The sequence below is a fragment of the Ahrensia sp. 13_GOM-1096m genome (assembly GCF_000620605.1).
GTDB lineage: Bacteria > Pseudomonadota > Alphaproteobacteria > Rhizobiales > Rhizobiaceae > Ahrensia > Ahrensia kielensis.
The window spans coordinates 19213-32362 of sequence record NZ_JIAX01000013.1 but is presented as its reverse complement, the minus strand read 5'-3'; the positions used below and the strand labels follow the sequence as shown (position 1 = coordinate 32362).

The following is a 13150-nucleotide window of genomic DNA, read 5'->3' as shown; positions in this document are numbered from 1 at the left end:
AATAGGCTTTGTCACCTATTTGGACGCATTTTTATTGCGCAAAGCCTCAATGCCCTAATTTAACTTCGTTTCGACATTTCAATTATCTCAGGCGTCACCTGAATAGGCCTATTGATGTGTAGTTCTGAAATTTTACTAAGTGCATCTATAGATTCTGGGTCATGTTCAATTGTCACGTCAAACTTTTCATGGAGAGAGGCCTTACACGTTTCCGCCCAGTCAAGTATTTCTTTTGCCAAGTTTCCATTTTTAGCCGCATCGAATGGATCAGAGAATACGTGCGGAATTTTATTAAGTTCATTACGGCTCTCAAAGTATCTCTTCTGGTCGACAACTTGAGTTTTAAGTTCTTCTTCAATACTATTCGATACTTGGTTCAAACCGCTTTGAACTTTTTCAATTATCGAGGGATATTGCGTCATAGAGAGGTCGAATAAAAAGTAGGTATCCAATTCTTCTTTAAGGTCGGAGAAATCAATTTCTTGGCCTATTGATCTGTGTTGACTAACAAGCTCATCAAACAATGCAAAATTGCTTTCCCAACCTTCATCATTGTCGAACCGTCCACCTTTAATTTTCTGAAGAACGATTTCACGGCTGTATATTGCAACGACAGATTTCAACTGTTCAATTAAATCTGCCGCTTCTTTTTGTTTATCTTCCCACAACTCAGCTTCAAATCCCAATCCTTTAAAACGCTTGAACCGTGCAAGATTTCCATAAATGAAGGAAAAGAATGCCAATGCAAATACAGCAGACGCTTCTGGCACAGATGGCTTCAGTAGGAATTGGAATCCAAAGAATAGTAAAGCCGCACCTATAAGATAAAAAAGGATACGCTCCCATTTGTTCTTCAATATTTTCATCATGATTTATTCTTAGTCGAATTATGCCAACGATCAAATAGATCAGGTCGGCGTTCTTTGGTCAGCTTTTCAGCCTGTTCGCGCCGCCATTCTTCCACTTTCCCATGATTACCAGAGGACAAAACGTCGGGAATGCTCAAGCCTTCCCACTCAGCCGGACGGGTATAGTGCGGATGCTCTAGCAAGCCAGTCTCAAAGCTCTCTGTCTCGCCCGATATGTCATTGCCCATCACACCGGGCAGCAGACGCACAACGCTATCAAGCAGCACTTGTGCTGCAACCTCGCCGCCCGACAAAATATAATCGCCGATAGAAACTTCTTCCAGATCACGCGCATCAATCACCCGTTGATCAAGCCCTTCAAAACGCCCACAGACAATCACTACACCCGGTCCGTCTTTCAAATCGCGTACACGCGCCTGCGTGAGTGGTTTTCCGCGTGGGCTCATCATCAGCCGTGGACGCGGATCATCCGGCAATGACACGCTATCAATCGCACGGCCCACAACATCGGCGCGCAGCACCATGCCTGCCCCGCCGCCAGATGGCGTGTCGTCCACATTCTTGTGCTTACCTTCCGCAAAATCTCTAATTTGCGTAACGTCCAGTTCCCAAATTCGATTATCGAGCGCACGTCCGGCCAAAGACTGCCCAAGCGTGCCTGGAAACATTTCGGGATAAAGCGTGAGAACCGATGCGCGAAAGCTCATTCCTTAGAGCCCTCAACATCAAGCCCTTCATTATCAGGATCGCCTTCACGTTCTTTTGAACCTTCCGGCGGCACAATAATTTCAGATGGTGGCACCAGCGTAATCGCCCAGCGCTCCATATCAATGGTCGGCACAACCGCTTTGGTAAATGGATAAAGATCGGTCTTATTCGAAAGCCCGCCATTTTCATTCAGCATCGCGATTTCAACCATATCGCCAGCACCAAAGTTCGGCACAGCCATAACCGCACCAATATGGGTGCCAGCGGCATCAAGAACATCCATGCCGATTAAATCTTCAACATAGAACTCGTCATCATCCAGCATGTCATCGGGCAATTGTTCGCGGTCAACATAAAGCTCGGTGCCGTTTAACGCCTCGGCGGCGTTACGGTCTTTGACCTGTTTAAATGTCACAACGACAACATTTTTCGCGCTGCGAATATCGGCAACATCAAAAGCGCGGCCATCTTCGGCATATAAAGTGCCGTAATCGCCCAGCGCTTCGGGGTCGCCCGTATAGCTTTTCACGCGGCACTGTCCTTTGATGCCATGGGCTGCACCAATGACACCAAGAAGAACCGGATTTTCAAGATCGTTTTTACTCATAATGCTCGGATAATGGTTTTTGGCGGCCAAGCCAATACAAATCGCAACGATGCGGTAACCTTGCCGCATTACAATGGCCCCATGAACAACAACCCGAACAGTGCATTGCTTCTGCCCGCATCGCCAAAGCTCTTGGCGCATCGTTCTGCTTGGCTAAAAAAACTTGGCCAAGAAAGGCGTTTGTCCGAACACACGCTTGATGCCTATGAGCGCGATACACGCCAGTTCCTATTCTTCCTTTCGGAATATTTCGGTGACACGGCCGATCTAAAATCTGTGGCCAATTTAAAGCCGATGGATTTGCGCGCATTTTTGACCCGAAGGCGCCAAAATGGCGCGGGTGCACGCACATTGGGGCGCGGCCTTGCAGGTGTGCGTTCTTTTCTGCGTTATTTAGAAAATGCTGGCCTTGCCAATGCGACAGCCGCAAGCGCCATGCGCGCCCCGCGCCAACCAAAATCGCTACCCAAACCATTAACCGCGACGGACGCTTTGCGCGTTGTCTCTGACAGCGATCAGCTAATTGAAGAACCTTGGGTGCGGGCGCGCAATATCGCTATTTTAACATTGCTCTATGGCTGCGGCCTTCGCCTTGGCGAAGCGCTTTCGCTGGATGGCATGGCACTGCGCAATGAAAACGCCAAATCAATCGCCATTACCGGCAAGGGCAACAAGACCAGAACCGTGCCGCTTTTGCCAGTCGTTTTCAAAGCGGTGAACGCATATCGCAAGCTTTGTCCTTATGATCTCCATCAAGGCGCACCAATGTTTCGCGGTGTGCGCGGCGGTGCGTTGCAACCAGCTGTTCTTCAACGCGATATGCGGCGCTTGCGCGGTGCACTTGGCCTGCCAGACAGCGCAACACCCCATGCACTCAGACATTCATTCGCCACGCATTTGCTGGCCTCTGGCGGCGATTTGCGCACAATTCAAGAGCTTCTTGGCCATGCCAGCCTTTCCACCACGCAGGTCTATACGGGCGTTGACACCAAGCATTTGCTCGATGCGTATCGCTCCGCCCATCCCCGCGCTTAAAAAACGGATAAATAGGCTAAAACGCACCTTTTGTTTTAACCAAATAATCGTCTTTTCATGACTATTCTATCACCATGAAAACACATCACACCCGCACCGCCGCGATCGTTGATCGCATTTCAGATGCCTCGCTTGTTATTATTGGCGCGATTCATGCCACCGTGCTCGCCGTAACAATGCTGCTGGCTTTTACCGCAACACAGGCAAAAGCCGAGGCACCAGCAAAAACATGCGGAGGTAATAACCTCATGCAAAAATTTGCCGCCGATAATCCTGAACGCTTTGCGGCGATTGAAAGCGAAGCGGCCAAAGTACCCTTTGGTGAAGGTCTTTTATTCAAGCTTGAAAAAGACGGAAGCGCGCCATCTTATCTGTTTGGCACGATGCACATGACAGACCCGCGGGTTATCTCCTTACCAAAAGCTGCCCAAGCAGCACTTGATGGCGCTGATATTGTTGCCATTGAAAGCACTGAGATACTTGATCCTGCCGCCGCGCAAGTCGCATTAATGGCAAAACCAGAACTAACAATGTTCGTTGACGACAAGCGTCTATCCGACTTCCTGAACGAAGAAGAAAAAGTCGTTCTAGCCAAAAACCTTGCTGAACGCGGTATGCAGCTTGCGCTTATCGACCGAATGAAGCCTTGGCTTCTAACCGGCATGTTTGCGCTGCCAGAATGTGAGTTTGAGCGCAAACAAGCAGGCGAACCTTTTCTTGATTTAGCCTTAGCCCAGAGCGCCGAAAAGGACGGCAAAGAACTTGTCGGCCTTGAAACACTGATTGAGCAATTTGATGCAATGGCATCCCTGCCGATGAAGTTTCACGTTAAAGGCTTGATCGACACATTGGCACTTGGTGACACCGTCAAAGATGTGACCGAGACAATGATCATTCTTTATACCGAAGGCAAAACTGGCACTGTCTGGCCAATGCTACGTGCTGTATCAGATATGGCTGGCCAAACGGATACAGCGTCCAGCGAAGGCTATGCGCAGTTTGAAGAAACAATGGTCAATACGCGCAACAAAACAATGTTGAAGCGCTCAACGCCTCTTTTAGAGCGCGGCAATGCGTTCATTGCTGTTGGCGCATTGCACCTGCCAGGTGAAAACGGCTTGGCTCAACTTTACAAAGATGCAGGCTACACTGTCACTGCCGTTCAGTAGATTCTTCTCTTGCCAAAAGTGATATTGGGAACCTTTTTACCCCTCTGCAGTTTAAGGGGTATAAAAGGAGAATATCATGGTTGACGAAAAACGGGATACAACAGTCGTAAAGTCTGGTGGTAGCGGCGGATGGATCGTTGCTGTGCTTGTCTTGCTCGCAGTGATTGCTGGCGGCGCCTATTTATATTCAGGCGGCGCAGTGGACGGCTCTAAAGATGTCAATATCAGCGTTGATGTACCTGATGTGGTTGAAGAAGCCGTACCCGATGCACCTGCACCGGACGCGAATTAAACGTTCCAATTTCACACAAATAATTAAGGCCCGTATCTGCAACGATACGGGCCTTAATTTTATCACGAAATAACGTCAGCTTATTTAGGGAACGAACCAAGCCGAACTGCGTTTACAAGTAACAAGACGCCATAAAAGAACGCTTTGACCTCCAGTTAAAAGCAATAAGGCTTCCTTCCAAATTAAAGCCAAACGGCGTCAAACCCGGTGATTTTCCCCGATCACCGGGTTTTTGTGTCTAGCTTTTTCCTTCGCGCAGGCTTTGCATCAAGCCTATTAACAGGCTCACACACATCACCAGCAGGATAATTGCGAACGGGAACCCAGTCGAAACCGCCATCGCCTGCAAAGCATCCAATGCTTGGTTACCGCCAACCAGCAACAATGTTGCAGCAACGATACCCTCAAACGTACACCAGAATACACGCTGAGCAGCGGGCGCATCAGTTTTACCACCAGCCGTGATCGTATCGATAACCAGCGATCCAGAGTCAGATGATGTCACAAAGAACACCAAGACGAGGATGATGCCGATAAATGACGTGATGCTTGCCAATGGCAATGGTTTCAGCATTTCGAACAATTTGAGTTCTAGTGCTGCATCTTTAACCGGTGCAGATGCATCAGCGATAACTTGGCTGATTGCCGTACCGCCAAAAGCGCCCATCCAAAGGATAGAAACCACAGTTGGGATAACGATAACGCAGAAGATGAATTCGCGGATCGTGCGGCCACGTGAAACGCGGGCAATAAACATACCAACGAACGGCGACCAAGAAATCCACCATGCCCAATAAAACGCGGTCCAGCCTTGGCTGAAATTCGTGTCTTCGCGGCCAAATGGCATCGACAATGGAATGATTTCTTTAACGTAAGCAGCACCGCCATAAATGATCGTTTCAAAGATCGTTGCCGTTGGTCCAACAGCAATAATGAACAACAGCAACAATGCTGCCAGCCCGATATTGATCTCGGAGAGGACTTTAACGCCCCCATCCAATCCGCGCAGAACAGATACAAGTGCCAGTCCTGTGATGATTGCGATCAAAAGAACTTTCGCGCCATTGCCTGTGCTCCAGCCAAACAGATAATTAAATCCGGCAAGCGCTTGCTCTGTGCCAAAGCCAAGCGACGTAGCAAGGCCGAACAAAGTTGCAAAGACCGCCATAATATCAATGACGTGTCCAGGCCAGCCCCAAACGCGTTCACCCAAGATCGGGTAGAAAGCCGAACGCAATGTAAGCGGCAAACCACGGTTATACGTAAAGAACGCAAGCGACAGCGCAACAACGGCATAAATCGCCCACGGATGCAGTGCCCAGTGGAAGATCGTCGCCGCCATGCCAAGATCACGTGCAGCCACGATGTCACCCGCTGCAGCACCAAGCGGTGCCCAGTCGGTACGTGCAGCACCCTCAACAGTCGTGCCGCCCATGGATGACGCAAAGTGCGACATTGGTTCTGACACACCAAAGAACATCAAGCCGATGCCCATACCGGCAGCAAACAACATCGCAAACCAGCCCATATAGCCGTAATCTGGTGTTGCATCATCGCCGCCAAGGCGAATTTTGCCCAAAGGCGTAATCATCAACGCGATACAGAAAAGTACGAAGACGTTACCAGCCAGCAAAAAGAACCAGTCGAATTTTGACGTCAGCGTATTGCGCAACCAACCAAAAAACTCCGCAGCGTTTTCCTTGAACATTAAAGTAACAAGAACAAATGCTACGACCGAAAGGCCAGATATAAGAAATACCGGATTGTGAATATCCAGTCCAAGTGGTGTGATATTGTTTTGTCCGATTTCGTAGTCTGTATCCACCGGATGTGGAACATCTTCTACGATTTCAGCAGCAGTAGGTTCTGCCATGATTAACCCTCCTCTGTTTAACGCGAATGGGTTCATCAAAGGATTTCGAAAAACCCACCATATACGAGGTTAGTGTATTGTGCAGGCAATCCCTAGCACCTGAATGCGAACAATGAGACCCTCTAAGCGACAATTCGGTGGAAAACCGCAAGAAACCATAGTTCTGACATAAAACTGTACAGCGAAATCTCTGGTTATGCGTGAAGCAGCGTCTCTAATTCAGCTTTGTCTCATTCAGCTTTGTGAGCGCTGAATCAAAAGGCTGGTCAACCACGACGCTAAAACCATCAGCCCAATCCCCATCCGGTAAAACCGGATGAGGTAAATTGACGTTCACTTCATGAACGCGCGGGCTCATCATTACATATGGATCGGCTTGCCAAATGCAGTTGCCAATGCAGCTTCGCGTACAGCTTCACTCATTGTTGGGTGCGCATGACATGTACGTGCCAAATCTTCTGACGAACCGCCAAATTCCATCAAGACTGCCGCCTCATGAATAAGTTCGCCAGCGCCTTTGCCGATAATATGAACACCAAGAACACGGTCGGTTTTCTTATCGGCGATAATTTTCACAAAACCTTCCGTTGCCAGCATTGCGCGGGCTCGGCCATTGGCAGTGAAAGGGAATTTGCCTGAAGTAAATTCAACGCCTGCAGCTTTTAGCTCTTCTTCGGTTTTACCAACAGAGGCAACTTCTGGCTGGGTGTAGACAACAGATGGAATAACATCGAAGTTCACATGGCCTTTTTGACCTGCCATAATTTCGGCAACGGCCATGCCTTCATCTTCAGCCTTATGCGCAAGCATCGGGCCAACAACAACATCGCCAATCGCGTAAATTCCATCGACATTTGTTTTCCAATGACCGTCAATGGCCACGCGGCCGCGATCATCAAGCTTAACGCCTGCTTCTTCCAGCCCTAGATTTTCGGTGTACGGTTTGCGCCCCGTTGCAACCAGCACGATGTCAGCTTTCAGCGTTTCAGCATCGCCGCCTTTAGCTGGTTCAAATGTTACTTCTGCGCCTGATTTAGCTTTCGTAACGCCGGTCACTTTCGCACCCATTTTGAAATTCATGCCCTGTTTTTCAAGCATCTTCTGGAACTGCTTGGAAACACTCTTATCCATGCCAGCCAAAATCGTGTCGAGATATTCAACAACCGTGACATTGGCGCCAAGGCGCTGCCATACAGAACCAAGCTCAAGACCGATCACGCCGCCGCCAACAACGACGAGGTTCGCAGGCACTTTTGTCAGATCAAGCGCACCCGTTGAAGAGACGATAGTCTTCTCATCAAACGCAACTTCAACGCCCGGAATACCCGCAACGTCAGAACCAGTAGCAATCACAATGTTCTTTGTCTCAAGGCTTTGGTCTTTACCGTCATCGCTTGTGACAACAACTTTGCCAGCGCCTGCAATTTTGCCCGTGCCAGTAAAAACATCAACCTTGTTCTTTTTCATCAAAAAGCCAACGCCATCAACATTGGCCTTAACCGTCGCATCCTTATGCGCCAGCATGTTTTTCAGATTGAGCTTTGGCGCACCAACATCAACGCCAAGCGCTGCCATTGAATGGCCCGCTTCATGAAAAACTTCAGAAGCATGCAGCATCGCTTTGGATGGAATACAGCCAATGTTCAGACATGTGCCGCCAAGCGTCGCACGTTTTTCAACGATTGCGACTTTAAGCCCAAGCTGCGCTGCTTTGATTGCACAAACATATCCGCCAGGGCCGGAGCCGATTACTACCACATCATATGACATATCAAATTCCTTTCGCGCCTCTGCGCCTTATTCCATACAGCCCGAAAGCTGAAAAATTTCTGCGGGACGTTTCGGCCCACTTATTTCTTTCCAAGCCGGGTGCATCCACACATCGGCGGTAAAATTCGGTAAAACAATAGTTTCAGCGGCAGGCTTGCCTGCCGCCGGTAACTCACCAATCAGCCCTGCATTATCAGCGCCATAAACTACACTTTGATAGATCGTACATTCATCAAGATCATCGAGCGGAATATCACCATCAGGACAGCCATAGCGCACGATCATTTCAGCTTGCCCAAGACCATGCGTTTTCTCAACGAAAGCATCCAGAATAATCGGCGTTTCTTGATCATCATTGGCTTGCAGCAAAAGTCCAATCTGATGAAATCCCATCTCGGCATTACTATTGCCGCTGAACTCCAAAAGATTGCCATTGTCAGCTTCATAAACCGCCAGTTCTTGCGGGCACGCAGCGTGGGTAATGGATGGCAACACTGCCACCCACAAACCAACCATGCCTGCAAGAAGTCTCATGACCGCTCCTTAAAGATCAAGCACCAGACGTTCTGGGTCTTCCAAGCTTTCTTTAACGCGCACAAGGAATGTCACGGCATCTTTGCCGTCCACAATGCGGTGGTCATAAGAAAGCGCCAGATACATCATTGGACGAATGACAACTTCGCCGTTCACAGCCACTGGACGTTCTTGAATTTTGTGCATGCCCAAAATACCGGACTGCGGTGCGTTCAAAATCGGCGATGACATCAGCGAGCCATAAACGCCGCCATTGGAAATCGTGAATGTACCGCCCTGCATATCAGCCATAGAAAGCTGGCCATCGCGTGCGGCTTTGCCAAGACGTCCGATTTCTTTTTCAACATCGGCAATGCCCATTGCGTCCGCATCGCGAACAACGGGCACAACAAGGCCCTTCTCTGTACCAACAGCAACACCGATATGGCAAAAGTGCTTGTAGATAAGATCAGTGCCATCAATCTCAGCATTAACCGCTGGAATTTCCTGCAATGCATGACAAACAGCCTTCGTGAAAAAGCCCATAAAGCCAAGTTTCACACCGTGTTTTTTCTCGAAAAGATCTTTATACTTTTTGCGCATTTCCATAACGGCAGTCATGTCGACTTCGTTATAAGTGGTCAGCATTGCCGCTGTATTCTGCGCGTCTTTCAAGCGTCTCGCGATTGTCTGGCGAAGGCGTGTCATTTTCACGCGCTCTTCACGCGATGCATCATCGCCCGATGCTGCGCGTGCAGCCTTCGGTGCAGCCGGTGCTTCTGGCACACGGTTTAATGCTTCAAGCACATCGCCTTTTAGCACCTGACCGCGTTTGCCTGATCCATCAACATCATCTTTAGAAATGTTGTTTTCATCCAACAATTTTGCCGCAGACGGAGCTGCAGGCATGTCGCCTGATTTTGTTTCAGAAGTCGATTTTGCAGGTTCAGACTTTGCTGGCGCTTCTTCTTTTTTGTCTTCTTTTGGTGCGGCAGTCTTGCCCTCACCAGCTTCCATCATGCCAAGGAGAGCGTCCACTTCAACCGTGTCACCTTCTTGCGCAGTGATTTCGCTTAACGTGCCAGCAGACGGTGCAGGCACTTCTAGCGTTACTTTGTCAGTTTCAAGCTCAACCAATGTTTCGCCATCGCTAAATGCTTCGCCAACTTTTTTGAACCATTTGCCAATAGTTGCTTCTGAAACGGATTCACCAAGGGTTGGTACGCGAATTTCTGTGGCCATTATTCTATCTCTCTTAAATTAAAATGAGTTGGTCAGCTTACTCAGATAAAGCATCATCAAGGAAAGCCGCGAGCTGCGCTTTATGCGTGGACATCAAGCCTGTTGCCGTTGAAGCCGCCGCAGCGCGGCCCGTATAGCGAATGCGCTGATGCTTGGCATTAATATGCGCCAACACCCATTCCAAATACGGATCAATGAACGACCAAGCGCCCATGTTTTTCGGCTCTTCCTGACACCAAACCATTTCTGCGTTTTTAAAGCGTGACAATTCATTGATCAGCGCTTTGGCAGGGAATGGATAAAGCTGCTCGATACGAAGCAAATACACATCATTAATACCGCGTGCTGTGCGTTCTTCTTCAAGGTCGTAATAAACCTTACCCGTACAAAGAACGACACGGCGGATTTTGCTGTCTGTGACCAGTTTGATCTCATGGTCTTTGCGATATTCCGCATCATCCCATAGCAGACGGTGGAATGCACTTTCACCGGACATTTCTGCCAAAGTTGAAGTCGCCTTTTTATGACGCAGCAAAGATTTTGGCGTCATCAAAATAAGCGGCTTACGGAAGTTACGCTTCATCTGGCGGCGCAGAATGTGGAAATAGTTCGACGGCGTTGTACAGTTCGCCACCTGCATATTATCTTCCGCACACATTTGAAGGAAACGCTCCAAACGTGCTGATGAGTGTTCTGGACCTTGGCCCTCATAGCCATGTGGCAACAAGCAAACCAAACCGCACATACGCAGCCATTTACGCTCACCCGATGAGATGAACTGGTCAAAGATAACCTGCGCGCCATTGGCAAAATCGCCAAACTGCGCTTCCCAAAGTGTTAGCCCGTTTGGTTCAGCCAATGCATAGCCATATTCAAAACCAAGCACCGCTTCTTCCGATAGCATGGAGTTGATGACTTCATAACGCGCTTGACCCGCTTTGATATTGTTCAAAGGCGTGTAGCGTGTTTCGTCCTGTTGGTCGTAGAGAACCGAATGGCGCTGCGAGAATGTACCGCGTTCACAATCCTGACCGGAAAGACGCACGCCATACCCTTCAAGCGCAAGTGAGCCAAATGCCAAAGCTTCGCCCATCGCCCAGTCGATACCTTCGCCAGTATCAACCATTTTCGCACGGTTATCCATGAAGCGTTGAATGGTTTTATGAACCTTCAAATCATCCGGAACCGTCGAGAGCTTTTTGCCGATCTCTTTTAGCGTTTTCATTGCCACAGCGGTTTTGCCAACACGGCGCTCGTCTTCATTGCTCGCACGTGCCAGCCCAGACCATGCACCGTCCAGCCAATCGGCCTTGTTCGGCTTATATTCGTCGCCCGCTTGAAACTCTTGTTCCAAATGGTCACGCCATTCAGCTTTCTGCTGATCGACTTCATCCTTGGTCATAACACCATCGGCGGCCAATTTATCAGCGTATAAAGAAACGGTCGTGTTGTGGCTGCGAATGTTCTTATACATCAGCGGCTGTGTGAACGACGGCTCATCGCCTTCATTGTGACCAAAGCGGCGGTAACAGAACATGTCGATGACAACCGGCTTATGGAACTTCATGCGGAATTCAATCGCAATCTTGGCCGCAAAAACCACCGCTTCAGGATCATCGCCATTCACATGGAAAATCGGCGCTTCGATCATTTTCGCAACGTCAGATGGATAAGGCGATGAACGCGAGAAATACGGGTTCGTCGTAAAGCCGATCTGGTTGTTGACTATGAAGTGGATTGTACCACCAACGCGGTGCCCGCGAAGCGCAGATAGGCCAAGACATTCAGGCACAACACCCTGTCCAGCAAACGCTGCATCGCCGTGCAATAGCAATGGCAATACTTTAACGCGCTCGACAAGCGGCACGATCTCAGCACGGTGCGATCCACCAGCAAGCTGGTCCTGTTTGGCACGGGCTTTACCCATAACAACAGGGTTTACGATCTCAAGGTGAGATGGGTTTGCTGTCAGCGACAAATGGACAGAATTGCCGTCAAATTCACGGTCAGAAGAAGCGCCGAGGTGATATTTCACATCGCCTGAACCTTCCACATCATCCGTCATAAACGAGCCGCCTTTGAACTCGTTAAACAAAGCGCGGTGCGGTTTGCCCATCACCTGTGTCAGCACGTTCAAGCGGCCACGGTGCGGCATGCCCAAAACAATATCTTGCAGCCCAAGCTGGCCGCCGCGTTTGATAATCTGCTCAAGCGCTGGGATCAGCGATTCACCGCCATCAAGACCGAAACGTTTTGTGCCTTTATAACGCACATCCAAAAACTGCTCGAAGCCTTCTGACTCGATAAGCTTCTGCATGATCGCTTTTTTACCCTCATCGGTAAAATCAGCGCCCTTGCCTGGCCCTTCAATGCGTTCCTGCAACCAGAGTTTTTCCTCTGGATTGGAAATATGCATAAATTCGACACCCATTGTGCCGCAGTAAGTGCGCTTACAAATATCAACGATTTCGCGCACTGTCGAATATTCAAGACCGAGCACATTATCGATGAAGATTTTGCGGTCATAATCAGCTTCTTTAAAGCCGTATGACGCAGGGTGCAGTTCTTGATAATCTTCGCGGTTGCCAGCAATGCCGAGCGGGTCAAGATTGGCATGCAAATGACCACGCATACGGTAGGCACGGATCATCATGATCGCGCGCACAGAATCGCGCGTTGCTTGCAAGACATCAACATCAGACAATTTGCCCGGTGCAACAGATGCCTTGTCTTTGATCTTTTTCTCGATCTGGGCTTCAACAGCGCCCCAATTGCCATCAAGCGCAGATGTCAGTTCGCCATTGGCATCAATCGGCCAATTATCACGTTCCCAAGATGCGCCCTGCGCGTTCTTGCGAATGTCTTCCGGCGCATCCTTCAAATCCTTGAAGAATTCCTTCCAGTCATCAGACACCGATGACGGATCGTCCTGATATTGCGCATATAGCTCTTCAATATAGTGGGCATTGCCACCATACAAAAATGAGGTCAGCGCCATTATGTCGTTTTGATTATCGGTGCGTGCCATTTCGATCGCCTTGCTTTCAGGATCTTCCGCAAATTTGTATTAAG

General features: G+C 49.1%; 12 protein-coding genes. 3 read left to right on the top strand and 9 right to left on the bottom strand.

Going from position 1 to position 13150, the window contains the following annotated elements; all coding sequences use genetic code 11:
* Positions 1-59: 59 nt before the first annotated feature.
* The 3 genes from N530_RS0111060 to rimM are packed head-to-tail and all read right to left on the bottom strand — an operon-like array spanning position 60 to position 2184.
* Positions 60-869, bottom strand: a complete 810-nt coding sequence (locus N530_RS0111060) for a hypothetical protein (RefSeq protein ID WP_026480749.1) — start codon at positions 867-869, stop codon at positions 60-62.
* Positions 866-1576, bottom strand: a complete 711-nt coding sequence (gene trmD, locus N530_RS0111055) for a tRNA (guanosine(37)-N1)-methyltransferase TrmD (RefSeq protein WP_026480748.1) — start codon at positions 1574-1576, stop codon at positions 866-868. The genes N530_RS0111060 and trmD overlap by 4 nt, the downstream gene beginning before the upstream one ends.
* Positions 1573-2184 carry a ribosome maturation factor RimM gene (gene rimM / locus N530_RS0111050; protein ID WP_026480747.1) on the bottom strand — a complete coding sequence of 204 codons (612 nt, stop codon included), beginning with the start codon at positions 2182-2184 and terminating at the stop codon, positions 1573-1575. Before rimM ends, trmD begins: the two co-directional genes overlap by 4 nt.
* Positions 2185-2265: 81 nt before the next feature.
* Between rimM and N530_RS0111045 the strand changes: the two genes are divergently transcribed.
* From N530_RS0111045 to N530_RS17950, 3 genes are all read left to right on the top strand, one after another.
* Positions 2266-3219: a tyrosine recombinase XerC gene (locus tag N530_RS0111045; protein ID WP_026480746.1), complete on the top strand. Its 954-nt coding sequence runs from the start codon at positions 2266-2268 to the stop codon at positions 3217-3219.
* 74 nt (positions 3220-3293) lie between these two features.
* A complete protein-coding gene (locus tag N530_RS0111040; protein ID WP_035266982.1) occupies positions 3294-4388 on the top strand; it encodes a TraB/GumN family protein in 1095 nt (364 codons plus the stop codon).
* A gap of 76 nt (positions 4389-4464) precedes the next feature.
* On the top strand, positions 4465-4680 hold the full coding sequence (locus N530_RS17950; protein ID WP_035266980.1) for a hypothetical protein: 216 nt from the start codon (positions 4465-4467) through the stop codon (positions 4678-4680).
* A gap of 238 nt (positions 4681-4918) precedes the next feature.
* Here the strand turns inward: N530_RS17950 and N530_RS0111030 are convergent, their stop codons facing one another.
* From N530_RS0111030 to N530_RS0111005, 6 genes are all read right to left on the bottom strand, one after another.
* Positions 4919-6553, bottom strand: a complete 1635-nt coding sequence (locus N530_RS0111030) for a BCCT family transporter (RefSeq protein ID WP_026480744.1) — start codon at positions 6551-6553, stop codon at positions 4919-4921.
* A 214-nt stretch (positions 6554-6767) separates the two neighbouring features.
* Positions 6768-6914, bottom strand: coding sequence for a hypothetical protein (locus tag N530_RS19060; RefSeq protein WP_155851974.1), 147 nt, complete (start codon positions 6912-6914; stop codon positions 6768-6770).
* Entirely contained in the window at positions 6914-8323 is a 1410-nt protein-coding gene (lpdA, locus tag N530_RS0111020) for a dihydrolipoyl dehydrogenase (RefSeq protein ID WP_026480743.1), read from the bottom strand. The genes N530_RS19060 and lpdA overlap by 1 nt, the downstream gene beginning before the upstream one ends.
* Positions 8324-8350: 27 nt before the next feature.
* Positions 8351-8857, bottom strand: a complete 507-nt coding sequence (locus N530_RS0111015) for a hypothetical protein (protein WP_018689899.1) — start codon at positions 8855-8857, stop codon at positions 8351-8353.
* A gap of 9 nt (positions 8858-8866) precedes the next feature.
* Positions 8867-10078, bottom strand: a complete 1212-nt coding sequence (gene odhB, locus N530_RS0111010; protein ID WP_026480742.1) for a 2-oxoglutarate dehydrogenase complex dihydrolipoyllysine-residue succinyltransferase — start codon at positions 10076-10078, stop codon at positions 8867-8869.
* Positions 10079-10115: 37 nt separating this feature from the next.
* Positions 10116-13106 (bottom strand): 2-oxoglutarate dehydrogenase E1 component, encoded by a 2991-nt coding sequence (locus tag N530_RS0111005; RefSeq protein WP_026480741.1) that lies wholly within the window; start codon positions 13104-13106, stop codon positions 10116-10118.
* Between the last annotated feature and the right edge of the window lie 44 nt (positions 13107-13150).